The organism is Gelatiniphilus marinus (assembly GCF_042684345.1).
Taxonomy (GTDB): domain Bacteria; phylum Bacteroidota; class Bacteroidia; order Flavobacteriales; family Flavobacteriaceae; genus Gelatiniphilus; species Gelatiniphilus marinus.
In genome coordinates this window covers 350,446-366,382 of record NZ_JBHULK010000001.1, presented here as the reverse complement: position 1 = coordinate 366,382, position 15,937 = coordinate 350,446, and the positions used below count along the sequence as shown (strand labels likewise).

Sequence of the window (15,937 nt, the reverse complement as noted above, 5' to 3'; positions counted from 1 at the left end):
AACACCCCACAGCAATATTACGTGGATGCCGATGGCGATGGATTCGGATCGACCACAACAGCCATGTTATGCAGCTCTACCGCTCCCATTGGCTACAGTGATAACAACACCGATTGTAACGACAGCGACGATACCGTAAACACCCCACAACAATATTACGTGGATGCCGATGGCGATGGATTCGGATCGACCACAACGGCCATGTTGTGCAGCTCTACCGCTCCCATTGGCTACAGTGATAACAACACCGATTGTAACGATAACGATTTCAATGTGAACCCTGGAGTTTCTGAAATATCTGGCAATGGTATTGATGACGATTGTAATCCTGCAACACCAGATGGTGCTTTGGATATTGATGATGATTTTAACCTTAACAATGTCCTAATAACACCAAATCCGTTTAACAACAATCTTATTATTAAAGTACCGCTTAATTATAACAACAACGAGTTTAAAATTAAAATATTCGATTTGAACGGAAGGTTGGTATTCGACAAACAGTATTCTACTAGCATTAATGGAACTATAAACATTTCCAACTTAAACAAGTTAGAACAAGCCCCATATTTATTAAAGATTATTAATAGCGAAAACGGAGCAAGTTTAATGAAAAGATTAATTAAATATTAATCTAACCAAACTCATTTAACAAAGGCTGAAAACCAAAATTCAGCCTTTTGCTATTTTACTGATTACCAAACGTTTAATTTTACCACAAAACAGCAAAATTATCAAAAAAAACACAATACACAAACCCTTTAAAATCAATGTTTTAAAAAACAATACATGCAATTTGTCGATTATTTTTGCATTTCATGGAGTTTTTGTATATGTTTGAACCTCATAATTAGTCCCAAACTAAAATTTAACCTCTCATGAAAAAAATTACTTTTCTAATAAGATCTTGTCTGCTTGTTTTAGGCATACTATTATCCTCAAATACATTTTCTCAAACATCCGAAGTTATTGCCAGTGTTAATTGGCCTAATTGGTCTGGCGAAAACCGTGTAGAAATTTACAACCCATCTGGAACTTTATTAGCTACAATTGATGATGGATATGATGGAAGTAGTGGTAGTTACTCTACTGCATTAAACCTTGGTTGTTTAGCCGATGACCTTAACATACCCGGTGGCACAGGTTATTATGCCATTGTATATGAACTATATGGTGATGGCTGGAACGGTGGAGGTAGGCTAGATATAACTTCTGGAGGAGTATCAGTTTTAGCTTACGATGAAAATTCTGAACCAGCAGCAAATGACTTAGATAATGGTTCCAGCGGGCTTGTTACCCAAACATTATACTTTCAGGTTACTAACGGAGGAGCAGCATGTGTTGCTTTGCCCGAAATAAATATACAAGGCGCAGGTAACGATATTTTACACGATGCCACGTTAACCAACACACCATCAGCAACAAACGATACCGATTTTGGAAGTCATGATGTTACAGTAGGTTCAAACGCTAATACATTTACCATTCAAAATACGGGCACAGGCACACTTAATTTAACAGGTGGGCCTTTAGTGGTTATTGGAGGTACTAATCCTGGAGATTTTACGGTTACCACCGCTCCCGCATCAACTGTTTCAGCTAGCGGAAGCACAACATTTACAATCACTTTTAACCCAACTGTAACAGGTTTACGAACAGCTACAGTTAGTATCGATAACGATGATAGTGATGAAAACCCCTACTCCTTCAATATACAAGGAACCGGAACAACAACACTTCAAGAAATTGACATTGTTGGAAATGGCAACCCTATTCCGCACGATGCACCTTTAACTAATATCCCTTCAGTTACAAATGATACTGATTTTGGAAATGTTAACATAGCTGGTAGTACAAATGCAAATACTTTTACTATTAATAATTTAGGAACTCTAACTAACTTAAATTTAACAGGGGGGCCATTAGTTAGTATTAGTGGTGTTGATGCTGCAGATTTTACTGTAACAACTACTCCGTCCACTCCTATTGCAGCAAGTAGTAGTACTGATTTTATTATAACTTTCGACCCCACAACCGTAGGCACTAAAAACGCTACGGTTTCTATTGCTAATGATGATCCAACTGGTAGTGAAAACCCATATACTTTTAACATTCGTGGTGTTGGCGTACTGGTACAAGCTCCTGGTGGAGTAGATACAGATTTACAACTATGGCTAAAAAGCAATGATGGATTAGCTTATACTGATGGGCAATCTGTTAGCCTTTGGGCAGATCAAACTGCAAACGGAAACGATGCAACAGCTCCTGCAGGATTGGAACCCACTTACAGAGACAATCCAACTTACAATGTTAACTTTAATCCTGTAATAGATTTTGATAATGACTACAATACGGCTGGTGAAGATTATGGCTATACAGACACTAGCAGAAATACCCTAACAGGCACCGCTGGGTTCTATACACAGGATATGTTTATCGTAGTAGTCCCAGATGTAACAGCAAATGCTTCATTAGCTAGTATGGATTTATTTTGTGGTGATAGAGACCCAGGCACAAACGAAAGAGACGGAACAGGAATAGGTTTTGGACGATACTCTATTAGGTTTACAAATGAAATTATATCGTATGCCATAGGAACAACACCTACTTCAGCTTCAACACCTGTAGCAAATAGAGGTTATGGTATAGCCCATACAGATGCATCAGCAGGTTATAGTAATGCTGGAATTATTAATAGTAGTAATAATTTGTCGGCATCACCAACAGCAAATATTCTTTTGTATAATGCTAACAATATTGGTAATACAGAAGTAGGTTTACCTCAGTTTACCAACATAAGTAATTCCCGATATTTTTTAGGAAGAAGCGAAGCTTTTGTAGGAAGTTATGAAGGAAGAATTTGCGAAGTTATTACATATTCAGCCAAAAAAGATGATGCAGACCTCACCCAAGAGCGCAACAGAATACAATCGTACTTAGCTTTAAAGTACGGTATTACTTTGGGCGTTAACGGTACCTCTCAAGATTATGTAGATAGTGATGGTACAGTTATTTGGGATCAATCGGCAAATCCAGGATATAATTATGACATCGCTGGTATTGGTCGTGATGACAAATCAGAACTAAACCAAAAACAATCAAGTAGCATCAATAATGCTACAGATGGAACTGGTCCAATTGAAGGTATTCTAACCATTGGCTTATCGGATATTTACACCACCAACAATCTAAACACCAACACCTTTGCCAATGATAAAGAGTTTTTAATCTGGGGGAATAATGGTGCAGATTTAAACTTAGCTGCCACAACTGTTAATGTTAACATGAGTGCTGGCATAGCACCAGCATTAAGCACCCCTGTAACCTTTACTGGCATGCAACGCATCTGGAAAGTAATTGAAAACGGAGGCGATATTCCTTCTTGTAAAATTTCAATTCCTGAGAACGCAGTAAGAAACATAAACCCCCCAGGAAGTTTCTTAATGTTTATTTCTGATACAGATGTATTTGATCCAACAGCAGATTATAGAGTTATGACTCCAGATGGGAATGGTAATCTAGAAACAGATTACAATTTTAATGGTACTAAATTTATAACATTTGGTTATGCAGAGCAAGTTATTAGAGAACGCTCTGTATATTTTGATGGAATAGCTGATTATGTTGATATAGAAGATAATTTAGATTTAAACACTACTGAATTCACCATTTCTGCATGGATTAAAAGAGATGCAGGTACACTAAACGCCTCAATAGTATCAAAAAGAGACGCAGCAAATACAGAAGGTTACGATTTAAGAATCAATGGCTCTGGAGAACTAGAATTTAATCTAAATGGTGGCGTACCAGAAATCACTTCGTCTGTAGCAATACCAGAAAACGAATGGCATCAAGTAGCCGTAATTTACAATAGTGGTACGGCAACATTATATATAGATGGAGTAGCTGACACATCAGCATCATCTTTAGCGGCTCCAATTCCAACATCAAGAAAATTCCTAATTGCTGCGGCCGATGGGTTCGACCCTAACACAACAGCTTATTTTGCCGGAAATATTGATGAAGTACGCGTTTGGGATATAGCGCTTTCTGTTAACCAATTGCGCTATATAATGAATCAAGAAATTATAGATGCAGCAATAGTACCTACTCCAACTTTAATTAAAGGCAATATCATACCAACCACCATTACAAACAACGAAATAAGTGCAATTCCTTGGACTGATTTAGCTGCATATTACCCCATGTCTGTATATACATATACAAACACCAACGATATGTCTGGCAACAACCATCAGGGAGCTTTAAGAAATTTAGATACTGTTGACAGACAAACTGCACCACTCCCTTACCAATCGCAAACAGACGGTTCTTGGGACGACGATGCCACTTGGTTAAACAATAGCGTACAAACACTACCTAACGCACTTTCAATAGTTGATGGCACCACGCCTATTGATTGGAATATTGTTGAAATTAACAACAATATCTATTTAGGCGCATCAGCAACAGATGTAAGAGCAAGAGATTGTACGCTTGAAGCTTTAATAATAAACAGTGGTGATTTACAAGTTAACGGAAACACAGCAACAAACGATGGTATAGGCTTAACGGTAACCCATTACCTAAAGCTAGACGGCACCATAGATTTAGAGGGCGAATCGCAACTAATACAAACCGATGGCAGTGATTTAGACCTTACAAGTTCTGGCACACTTGAACGCGATCAGCAAGGAAACTCTAATACCTATTTATACAACTATTGGTGTTCTCCAGTTGGCACAAGTAACACCACATCAAACAATAACAGCTATACCTTGCCAAATGTATTTACCAATGTAACGTTTTTAACCTCTGGTTATAACGGTAACACATCTCCTGCAATTGCAGATTATTGGATCTGGAAATACACCAACTTAACAGCAAATGAGTATCCGCTATGGCAACATGTTAGAAGTACCGGAACCTTAAATACAGGCGAAGGTTTTACCATGAAAGGTCCTGGTACTGCAACTCCAGAACAAAACTATGTTCTACGCGGTAAACCAAATAACGGCGACTTTACTTTGCCTTTAGGATCAGGAAACGAATATTTAATGGGCAACCCCTACCCTTCTGCCATGGATGCCGACGAGTTTATTAGAGACAATATTAGTGCTGCCGATGGCGGTAAAGCCGGCAATACAGACAACCTTATAAATGGAGCGCTATATTTTTGGGATCATTTTGCAAACAATACCCATATATTATCTGAATACGAAGGCGGATATGCTACCTATACCTTAATGGGTGGCACCTTAGCCATTTCTAACGATGCAAGAATTGATGCTTCGGGGCAGGTAGGATCCATGTTGCCGCAACGATATATTCCTGTAGGCCAAGGATTCTTTGTATCGTCAATAGCAGATGTCGCATTAACGGGGTTAATTCAACCCATTACTGGTGGCAACGTTCAATTTAAAAATAGCCAACGTTATTTTATGAAAGAAAACCCTGCCTCATCGCTATTCATTAAAAATGGCTCAAAAACCAATTCTAATGCTAAGGCCCAATATTTAGACTCCAGACAAAAAATCAGGCTCATGTTCCACTCACCTGATGGATACCACCGCCAATTACTTGTTGGTGTAGATCCAAATGCTTCAAATAATTTCGATTTAGGGTACGATGCGCTTTTAAACGAATCAAACAAAGAAGATATGTACTGGGAGTTTAACAGTGCAAAACTCATCATCCAAGCCGTTAATAATTTTAATAACGACCAGGTACTACCGTTAGGCATAAAAACCGATAAAGACGGATTGGCAACCATAAAAATAGATGAGCTGGAAAACATAACATCAGATACCAACATTTACTTACACGATAAGGAATTAAACACCTATCACGATTTAAAACAAGGTAATTACGACATTTATTTGTCTTCTGGCGAACACTCAAATCGTTTTGAAATTAGCTTTGATGCTTCAAAAACCTTAGGAACAGATCTTTTTGAAAACACCAAGCTCGAAGTCTATTTTTCAAGCGAAAAAGAAAGCTTCATTGTACATAATCCAGATTTAAAATTTATTGAATCTATAAACATTTACAACATCTTGGGGCAGTCCGTTTATAAGTTTAATGTAAAATCACAAGACAACTATATTGAACATAAAACAAAAAGTATTTCAGCAGGCGTTTACATTGTAAAAACAAAAACAGACCAAGCTGTACTATCAAAAAAAATATTAATAAAATAGATGTAAAACAGAGAGCCTCAAACCTAGTTATTTCAAATAAAAGGCGGTGATTTAATATTAAAATAAAGCTTGGTGGCATTTACCAAAAAAAAACCTTTTAACGATGTTATTTGTTTTTTATCGGTTTTTGAAAGAAATTCACTATCTTTGTGCAATAAAGTTTATTATAGTTATAAATGTAGCCCCCTACTAAATTAACCTACCCATGAGAAACCATACCAACCTATTCTGGTTAGCTATGCTAATGCTTAGCATCTGTAGTTCATTTAATTTACAATCGCAAACCGTTTTAGACTCTGAAGACTTTGAGTCTGGATGGGGCATTTGGAACGATGGCGGCAATCGATGCGAACGTAGCCCCAAAAAAATGCTCTCTGGCAAATATGCTATTAAATTAACAGACGATAGGGACTATAGATCATCTACCTACACAGACAACCTCGATTTAACAAAGTTCGACTCTATTGCCATTGTTTTCGATTTTAAAACTATTGACTTTGAGGAAGGGCACGATTTTTTTATCGAATTCTCAAACAATGGTGGCGAATCTTGGAAGAAAAAACCATTATCTAAATTTGTTAACTCTAAAGATTTTGAAAACAATAAAACTTACAATAAGATAACGGTAGGTGTAAAAAACAGCAAACAATATACCTTTAAAGAAAAAACCAAAATAAGATTTAGGGCAGACGCCAAAAAAAAGAATAATGAATTATACCTAGATAACATAAAAATTGTAGCATTTAATCAGGCCACCAAACCAAGTATAAAAATTGAAAGCAACAATACAGAAGTACCAAACGAAAACCAGGATACCTCTACGGTAAACAACACTAACTTTGGCACAACTAAATTAAAAAACAGCATATCAAGAACATTTACAATAATAAACCAAGGATCTACAAACCTTAGTATAAACAGCATAACCTCCTCAAACCACAAGGACTTTACAGTTAAAGCCCCATCAAATATGCTTATAAAAGCTGGAACAAAAACTGAATTTACAATAACATTCAATGCTTTATCTAGAGGTAAAAAAACCTCAACAATTACAGTAAACATATCAAATACTTTGCTTAAAAATGGTTCTAAAAACAGCCAAAGAAAATCTACATCGTATGTGTTTAATATAGCGGCCAAAACAGCGGTTCAAAGTTTTTTCGATAGCGATGGCGATGGTATTCTGGACGATGTGGATATTGATGATGATAATGATGGTATAGAAGACTCGGTTGAAGAATTGGCCTGTAAAAACTCCTTAATTGCAACCACTACCAATTACAAATTCTTAAATGAAACCTTTGGTACAGGTAACAGAACAACGATAAACACAACCTACGATGCCATTACCACCTATTGCTACGAAGATGGATTCTCAGGGTGTTTTGGAGGAGACGATCTAAACGATGGCGAATATACAGTATATCATAAAGCGGCAAATGGCGATGGCACAGACCAAACCCCGGTAAACGAAGTAGCTGCATGGGCAGACAACTATTGGTACACTGGCGAAGACCACACACCAGGAGACACCAACGGCAGAATGGCCATGTTTAACGCCTCTTACGATCCAGGTATTTTTTATACAGCCAATATTGTTGGTGCTTTACCAAATATACCCATTACATATAGCTTTTGGGTGTTAAACCTAGACACCACTAAAGCTCCCGGAATTGCCACAAGATTAAGACCAAACATCTTGGTTGAGTTTAGAGACACAAGCAACAACGTTTTAGCCTCTATTTCAACAGGAGATATTCCTCCATCAATTAATGGTGATCCCGCAAACAGCTGGCATCAATTTACTGCCAACCTCACTCTAAATGTAAGCGAATTTTATGTGTACTTTATCAACAACGAAATTGGAGGCGGCGGAAACGATCTGGCCATAGACGATATTGTAATTTCGCAAACCCTATGCGATACCGATGCCGATGGGGTTGCAGATGTATTCGATTTGGATTCTGATAACGACGGCATCCCAGATGTGGTTGAAGCTGGACTAGGAAACTACAGCGAAGGCAACGCCACTTTAACAGGTAGCAGCACTTGGGTAGATACCAACAATAACGGTATGCACGATTTAAGCGAAGGCCATATAGCATTGGATTCCGATAATGATGGCACGCCTAATTACCTGGATTTAGACTCCGATAACGATACCATTTTTGATGTTGACGAATCTGGTGCAACAAATACAAACGATCCAAACCACCAAAACGGCGATGGCGATATTACAGGCGATGGCGTTGGAGACGGCACAGATACCGATGCCGTTAGAGAAGCCGATATAGATTCTGATGGCACAATAGAATATTACACCGATGGTATTTTAGATTTATACGATTATTTTAACGGCAGCACATTTGCAACAGCTTTTGGCAATAACAACCAAGGCAACACTGGTTCTGGTTGGCACCATTACGTTAAAGATTCAGATAATGATGGTGCGCCAGATTATATCGATACAACCTCAGACGGATCTACTTTCGATATTTCTCACACATTATACGCCCATTTAGATGCCAATAACGATGGTGTTATCGATGATACAAACGATGCCGAAGGCGATGGTATATTAGATCTATTCGATACCGACGATACCATTTTTGGATCTCCAAGAGATCTAGACAGAAAACTACATCTTTACTTTGACGGCAGAAACGATTATGCCCAAGAAACCTCTCTTATTAGCGAATGGGCCGAAATTTCTTTAATGGCTTGGATAAAAACCGACCCAACGGCAAGTGGAATTCGGGTTATTGTTGGAGAAAGCAATTTTTACTTAAGGCTATACCCAGACCATAGGCTTTTTGTTGAAGCCAGCGGTACAAACCTTAACAGTGGTACTGCGCTCCCAACAAACCAATGGGTACATGTCGCAGCAACTTATAGCAGCTCTAACGGGCTACTAAAACTTTATGTTAATGGCGAAGAAGTAGCAAGTACAACAAAATCTGGCAACTTAAATACCACTGCTACGCCTTTTACAATTGGCAAACGCCCAGGTGCAAACCAATACTTTTTTAAAGGTTTTATAGACGAGGTGCGTTTGTTCAACAAAGCACTTTCAGAAAATGAGCTTCAAAAAATGGTGCACCAAGAAATATCGAATAATGCTGGTACAGTTAAAGGCGATATAATCCCCAAAAACATCAATCATTATAATGCTTCAACAAACACTTCCACGCCATTAGATTGGTCCAGTTTAGTGCGGTATTATAAAATGGATGTTTATAAAGACAATGTTATAGACGATTTATCTACTGCCAGCATAGATTCTGGTTCTGGATGCCAAATATTCAACACTAAAATAATCGATGTGCAAACAGCACCTTTACCTTTTGTTACCACCACATCCTGCTCTGGAGATTGGACCAATGCAAACAATTGGGTTCATGGTAATATCTGGGGCATTACGGGCTCACATACCAAAGCTGCAATAGTAAATATTAAAGGCAACATTAAAACCAATAGTAACCACGAAATGGTTGGATTAATTTTAGACAACAATAGCAAACTAGAAGTAAATAACGACTCTGGCATAACAAACTCTTGGTACTTAAAATTAAACGGGGTTATAGATCTGCAAGGCGAATCGCAACTTGTGCAAAGCGCAGATAGCGACTTAGATGTTAACAGTTCTGGTACACTAGAGCGCGACCAACAAGGCACCAAAGATTTATTTACCTATAATTACTGGTCTTCGCCTGTTGGCCTAAGCAATACAAGCAGTAATAACAATAGCTATTCGCTCTCTGATGTTTTAAGAGACGGAACTGTTCCAGATAATCCGCTACCTATTAATTTTGTGTCTGGATACAATGGCTCACCCGGTACGCCCGGTACTACAGCCATTGGTATAGCAAGTTATTGGATCTGGAAATTTGCCAACAAGCTAAACGAAGATTATGCATCGTGGCAACATGCTAAACATACCGGAACTATATTTGCGGGCGAGGGCTACACCATGAAAGGCGTAGAAAACAGTGCAACAGCTTTTACCCAAGAACAAAACTATGTCTTTACCGGAAAACCAAATAACGGCGAAATTACACTAAACCTATCGGCAGGAAACGAATACCTAATTGGCAACCCCTATGCCTCTGCCATTGATGCGCGCGAATTTATTTTAGACAATATTAGCGATAATAACGGTAGAGCAGCATCTAATATTATTGATGGAGCACTATACTTTTGGGATCATTTTGCAGGAAACACCCATGTATTGCGCGAATACCAAGGTGGGTATGCAACCTACAACTTAATGGGAGGCATCGTAGCCACTTCAAACGATATAAGGATAAACGCTTCAGGACTAGAAGGCACCAAAACACCGCAACAGTACATTCCTGTTGGCCAAGGCTTCTTTGTTAAAGCCAATACCGGTGGTACGATTACATTTAAAAACAGCCAGCGCATATTTAAAACCGAAGCTTCAGACCCTTCTTTGTTTATGAAAGGAAAAAACGCCAAAGGTAAATCGAGTACCGTTTCAACCAATCTGGACAATAGGCCAAAAATAAGGCTGATTCTACATTCTCCAAAAGGCTACCACCGCCATCTTCTTGTTGGTGCAGATAAAAATGCTTCCAACGCAATAGACATTGGTTACGATGCTCTTTTAATAGACGAAAATGTTGAAGACCTGTTTTGGAGAATTAACAACAAAAACTTTGTTATTCAAGGTGTAAACAATTTTCATGAAAACCAAGTGTTGCCATTGGGCATAAAAATTAACCAGGAAGGTTTGGCTACCATTAAGATCGACAAACTTGAAAATATGGATGGCCAAACAGAAATTTATTTACATGATAAAGAGTTAAACCTATATCACGATTTAAAAGCAGGCAAATACAATGTGCACCTAGCAGTTGGCGAATATTTAAACCGATTTGAGTTAACTTTCTCTAAAGCATCTCAAACACTAGATACCAACCAATCTCACAAAAACCCTATTGAAGTGTATTTCTCAAATGAGGACAAGCATGTTGTTGTGCACAACCCTGAATCACAACTTATTGAATCTGTTGAAATGATTAACATTTTAGGGCAATCTTTATTCAAATTCCAAATAAACTCTAACAACGATTATTTAAAATATAAAACCTCGCAAATTAAAACTGGTACCTATATTTTGAAAATTGAAACCGAATACGGAAAACTGTCCAAAAAAGTATTGATAAAATAGTGAGTTGAATTAGTTTTAATAGTTTTACCCAAATCTACTTTGTTAACTTAACTATGCTTAAAGTCCTGAACCAACCTTCAGGACTTTTTTTTTGTTGCATTGATTAGTGTTTTGTGCAGTACTTTGTTAAAACGCAAAATTTTTATGACCATCGTTCTGCCGTACAAGACAATAACAGGTTTATTTTATATAACCGATTAATTCTTGAAGCGATACTTTATTTTGTTCACCAGAACCCATATTTTTTAAGGTGTAGGTATTCGAGCTTATTTCCTGCTCGCCTACCAATACCACAAACGGGATGGCGCGCTTGTTGGCATGGTTCATTTGTTTTTTCATTTTGGCAGCATCAGGATACAATTCGGCATTAACACCTTTTAAGCGCAATTGCTTAATGGCTTTTAAACTAAAGAGAGCTTCTTTTTCCCCAAAATTAATAAACAACACTTCAACATTTTTATTAACCGTTTTGGGAAACAGACCCAATTCTTCAAGCACTAAATAAATACGGTCCAAACCAAAACTAATACCAACACCACTCATGTTTGGCATTCCAAAAATACTGGTTAAATCGTCGTAACGTCCGCCACCGCCAATAGAACCCATTTTAACTTTTTCGGGTGCTGAAACTTCAAAAATGGCACCTGTGTAATAATTCAATCCACGTGCCAAGGTAACGTCCAGTTGTAATTTTGCTGATGATAATCCCAATTCAGCAATCGCATTATTGATGAAGGTTAATTCTTCAATACCTTTTTTTCCGGCTTCTGATGTATTTAAAATACTTTTTAAACCATCAATTTGCGACTCAAAAGTTCCAGACAAATTAAACAAAGGCTGTAATTTTAAAATCCCTTCTTCTAAAATTCCTTTAGAGAGCATTTCTTCTTTTACCTTCTCTTCTCCTATTTTATCGAGTTTATCGAGTGCTACCGTAAAATCGATTAACTTATCGCTTGCGCCTATAACTTCAGCAATTCCAGAAAGTATTTTACGGTTGTTTATTTTAATGGTAACGCCTTCCAGTTTTAAAGCTGAAAACACCGTATCGTATAGTTGAATAAACTCTACTTCTTGCCACAGGCTTTTACTGCCAACCACATCGGCATCGCATTGGTAAAACTCTCTGAAACGTCCTTTTTGTGGTCTGTCGGCACGCCAAACGGGTTGTATTTGGTAGCGTTTAAATGGGAATTCTATGTCGTTTTGGTGTTGTACCACATAGCGTGCGAAGGGGACGGTTAAATCGTAGCGTAGGGCTTTTTCGGAGATTGATGTAGTAATTTTATTAGAATCTTTCTGCGAATAGGCTTGCTCGTTGGCTTTCGATAAAAAATCCCCAGAATTCAAAATCTTAAATATCAATCGATCCCCTTCATCACCATATTTTCCCATTAAGGTTTCAGAGTTTTCAAAACTTGGGGTTTCAATAGGTTGAAATCCGTAGGTTTCAAAAGCACCGCGGATGGTATTAAAAATATAATTTCGTTTGGCAACTTGCTCTGGATTAAAATCTCTTGTGCCTTTTGGAATGCTTGGTTTTTTAGCCATAATAAGCCCGTAAAAACGGATATTTCTTTAAAATTACTAAACACTTTTTATGTGGATTCCGCATCAAGTGCGGAATGACAAAACAACGATTAAAACATTGTCTAAACAAAAATAATTAATGCAATTGTTATTGCGCGCTTTTTTATAAAAAATTAGCCTGTACAGAGCGCAGTCGAAGTATGGTAATCCCATAAATTGAAGCTGAATTTGAAAAAGCAAACTAAACAACATACAAATTGCTACCTCTTACCTCCTCAAAACAACCCACACAATTGAAAGATTACCGCGTCCTTCGTCCTCGTAATGACGGTTAATTTATAAGCTTATCAAAATACTTATACAAATCGCCTTTGGTAATAACGGCGCCTTGTTCAATCATTTTAAATTTATCAAGGTTTTTATCTTCTGTATAGTCTTTATCGGCTTGCAAAAACTCAACATTTTCGTCCATTAAATTTTCGCGCAACCAATTGTATCCCGCTTGGGTGGTTATATCAACATCGTTTTTTAAATTAACAACAATGGCATGCATTTTAAATTCGCCCAACCGGAACAAATACATGTGCTGTGGCGAGATATGCTCTAAATATTCGGCTTTGTTTAAAGCACCTTCCCATATTAAATCGCTAAACACGTCCAATTCCATTTCGGCGAGTTCTGGTTTGTTTTCTTTTAAATTTGCCCACTCGTTTGCCGTTATCGATTGTGTTGCCAAGAAATTAATAAATTCTTGGTGCAATTCTTCAAATTGTTCTTTTGTAAGTCTGCTGTATTTCATTATCTAAGCTTAATTTTATATTTCCCAGAGCTTTTAGGTTTTTAATTTCCAGGCTTTGGGACATGCAGGTTTAAACAAAAAAGCCCCAACTAGGTTGAGGCTTTGTGCATTATAATTTAAAATTTAGGCTTGGGCAATAACCTCAAACTCTAAATCTACAGATACTTCTCTGTGCAAACGTACCACTGCGGTATATTTACCTAAACGTTTTACAGTTGTAAGCGTTATGAATTTTTTATCGATAGATTGTCCTTCTTTTTCTAAAGCGGCAGCAACATCGATGTTGTTAACAGATCCAAATAATTTGTCGCCTGTACCAACTTTAGCTGGTATTTTAACATCTAACGCTTTAATCGCTTCGGCAATTTTATTGGCATCATCAACTATTTTCTTTTCTTTAAATGCGCGTTGCTTTAGGTTTTCTGCCAATACTTTTTTAGCAGAAACAGTAGCTAAAACAGCTAGTTTTTGTGGGATTAAAAAATTTCTACCATAACCGTTCTTAACTGTTACAATATCGTCTTTAAATCCTAAATTCTCAACGTCTTGTTTTAATATAAGTTCCATTGTTATGTGTATTTTATTTTAATAAATCTCCTACATAAGGCATTAAAGCTAAGTGGCGCGCTCTTTTTACGGCTACGGCTACTTTTCTTTGGTACTTTAAAGAGGTCCCTGTTAAACGGCGTGGTAATATTTTACCTTGCTCGTTTATAAATCGCATTAAAAAATCCGGATCTTTGTAATCAACATACTTGATTCCGGTTTTTTGAAACATACAATATTTCTTGGCCTTGTTTGTGTCTATGTTAAGTGGCGTTAAATACCTGATCTCGCCATCTTTTTTTCCTTTAGATTGTTGTTCTATTGTTGACATAATTAAGCTTTTTGTTTAAGTTTCTCTCGTCTTCTTTCTGCCCAAGAAATAGCATGCTTATCCAACGCTACGGTTAAATATCGCATAAAGCGCTCATCACGTCTAAACTCTAGTTCTAATGGCGTAATTAGTTCACCGGGTGCGGTGTACTCAAACAAGTGGTAAAACCCACTTTTCTTTTTTTGGATTGGGTAAGCTAGTTTTTTTAGCCCCCAATCTTCTTTAGCTATCATCTTAGCGCCGTTAGAAACAAGAAAATCTTCGTATTTCTTTACTGTTTCCTTTATCTGATCTTCAGATAAAACGGGATTTAAGATGAAAACAGTTTCATAATGATTCATAAAAATCGTTTTTATTGTTAAAAATTGGGTGCAAAAATAAATAAATACATTATATTACACAACTATAATCCTTCCTAAATTTTTAATAAAAAAACAGCCAGTTTTAAAAATGTTAAAATTATGTTAATTCAAACGTTTTAACGGTGTTTTTTGGTTTTTAACCGAATTTTTCGTACTATTGTCGATATCTTAACCGAAATAATACAAAATGTTATGACTTTAAACTGTGTAGTAGTAGATGATTCAGCAATACAACGCCTCTCTATTGTTAAGTTGGTCGAAAACCACCCTTCGCTAAACTTAATTGCAGAGTACAGTAGTGCTTTAGAAACTAAAAATGGTTTAAATACGCATCAAGTCGATTTGATTTTTCTGGACATTGAAATGCCGGTACTAAATGGATTTGAACTTTTAGACGTATTAAACAATAAACCGCAAATTATTTTTGTAACCGGTAAAACCGAATATGCTTTTAAAGCATTTAATTATGATGCCACCGATTACTTGCATAAACCCATTACCAGAGAACGCTTTAACACCTCTGTTGAAAAAGCCCTGGAGCAACATAAATTAACCCTAGACTTTAACGAAGACGAAGGTGAGCACATTTTTGTAAAAAGCAACCTTAAAAAACGAAAGGTTTATATAAAGGACATTAAATGGATTGAAGCTCTTGGCGATTACGTAAAACTGGTTACCGAAGAAACAAGTTTGGTCGTGCTATCGACTATGAAAGCGTTTGAAGCAGAACTGCCCGAAGGAAAATTTTTAAGAATCCACAAATCTTATATTGTAAATCTTGATAAAATTGACAGATTTAACAGTAAAAACGTTGAAGTTGGCGCTTACGAGATTCCTTTAAGCAGAAACAAAAAAACACAACTGGTTGATGCTTTAAACAATATTTAAAGTTTTTTTAGTAAAACTGAGCTTGCTTGTACTTATTTTTTGTTAGTAGTTATGTTTATCTCAAAACATATTGAAAACCCTACAGGGATA

General features: G+C 37.0%; 9 protein-coding genes. 4 read left to right on the top strand and 5 right to left on the bottom strand.

What is annotated here, in order from left to right; all coding sequences use genetic code 11:
• From ACFSQS_RS01590 to ACFSQS_RS01580, 3 genes are all read left to right on the top strand, one after another.
• Positions 1 to 633 (top strand): T9SS type A sorting domain-containing protein (locus tag ACFSQS_RS01590; protein WP_388013044.1); only part of this gene is annotated, 633 nt, incomplete at its 5' end.
• A gap of 245 nt (positions 634 to 878) precedes the next feature.
• A complete protein-coding gene (locus ACFSQS_RS01585) occupies positions 879 to 6,200 on the top strand; it encodes a choice-of-anchor D domain-containing protein (RefSeq protein ID WP_388013041.1) in 5,322 nt (1,773 codons plus the stop codon).
• A 205-nt stretch (positions 6,201 to 6,405) separates the two neighbouring features.
• Positions 6,406 to 11,391: a LamG-like jellyroll fold domain-containing protein gene (locus tag ACFSQS_RS01580; protein WP_388013038.1), complete on the top strand. Its 4,986-nt coding sequence runs from the start codon at positions 6,406 to 6,408 to the stop codon at positions 11,389 to 11,391.
• A gap of 180 nt (positions 11,392 to 11,571) precedes the next feature.
• Here ACFSQS_RS01580 and hisS read toward each other — a convergent pair whose 3' ends face one another.
• The 5 genes from hisS to rpsF all read right to left on the bottom strand — a co-directional run bounded on the left by hisS (position 11,572) and on the right by rpsF (position 14,938).
• On the bottom strand, positions 11,572 to 12,942 hold the full coding sequence (gene hisS, locus ACFSQS_RS01575; RefSeq protein WP_388013035.1) for a histidine--tRNA ligase: 1,371 nt from the start codon (positions 12,940 to 12,942) through the stop codon (positions 11,572 to 11,574).
• A 310-nt stretch (positions 12,943 to 13,252) separates the two neighbouring features.
• Positions 13,253 to 13,720: a DUF6495 family protein gene (locus ACFSQS_RS01570; protein WP_388013032.1), complete on the bottom strand. Its 468-nt coding sequence runs from the start codon at positions 13,718 to 13,720 to the stop codon at positions 13,253 to 13,255.
• Positions 13,721 to 13,843: 123 nt separating this feature from the next.
• Positions 13,844 to 14,287, bottom strand: coding sequence for a 50S ribosomal protein L9 (gene rplI / locus ACFSQS_RS01565; RefSeq protein ID WP_388013029.1), 444 nt, complete (start codon positions 14,285 to 14,287; stop codon positions 13,844 to 13,846).
• Between the two features lie 13 nt (positions 14,288 to 14,300).
• Positions 14,301 to 14,600: a 30S ribosomal protein S18 gene (gene rpsR, locus ACFSQS_RS01560; protein WP_388015097.1), complete on the bottom strand. Its 300-nt coding sequence runs from the start codon at positions 14,598 to 14,600 to the stop codon at positions 14,301 to 14,303.
• On the bottom strand, positions 14,600 to 14,938 hold the full coding sequence (gene rpsF, locus ACFSQS_RS01555) for a 30S ribosomal protein S6 (protein WP_388013026.1): 339 nt from the start codon (positions 14,936 to 14,938) through the stop codon (positions 14,600 to 14,602). Before rpsF ends, rpsR begins: the two co-directional genes overlap by 1 nt.
• Positions 14,939 to 15,151: 213 nt before the next feature.
• On the opposite strand from rpsF, the gene ACFSQS_RS01550 reads away from it, so the two are divergent.
• Positions 15,152 to 15,847: a LytR/AlgR family response regulator transcription factor gene (locus ACFSQS_RS01550; RefSeq protein WP_388013023.1), complete on the top strand. Its 696-nt coding sequence runs from the start codon at positions 15,152 to 15,154 to the stop codon at positions 15,845 to 15,847.
• Positions 15,848 to 15,937 lie beyond the last annotated feature (90 nt).

What these genes read in the sequence shown, in the direction of transcription:
- ACFSQS_RS01570 (WP_388013032.1), bottom strand. Translation starts at nt 13,720, where the DNA reads ATGAAATACAGCAGACTTACAAAAGAACAATTTGAAGAATTGCACCAA.
- rplI (WP_388013029.1), bottom strand. Translation starts at nt 14,287, where the DNA reads ATGGAACTTATATTAAAACAAGACGTTGAGAATTTAGGATTTAAAGAC.
- ACFSQS_RS01550 (WP_388013023.1), top strand. Translation starts at nt 15,152, where the DNA reads ATGACTTTAAACTGTGTAGTAGTAGATGATTCAGCAATACAACGCCTC.
- ACFSQS_RS01580 (WP_388013038.1), top strand. Translation starts at nt 6,406, where the DNA reads ATGAGAAACCATACCAACCTATTCTGGTTAGCTATGCTAATGCTTAGC.
- rpsF (WP_388013026.1), bottom strand. Translation starts at nt 14,938, where the DNA reads ATGAATCATTATGAAACTGTTTTCATCTTAAATCCCGTTTTATCTGAA.
- ACFSQS_RS01585 (WP_388013041.1), top strand. Translation starts at nt 879, where the DNA reads ATGAAAAAAATTACTTTTCTAATAAGATCTTGTCTGCTTGTTTTAGGC.
- hisS (WP_388013035.1), bottom strand. Translation starts at nt 12,942, where the DNA reads ATGGCTAAAAAACCAAGCATTCCAAAAGGCACAAGAGATTTTAATCCA.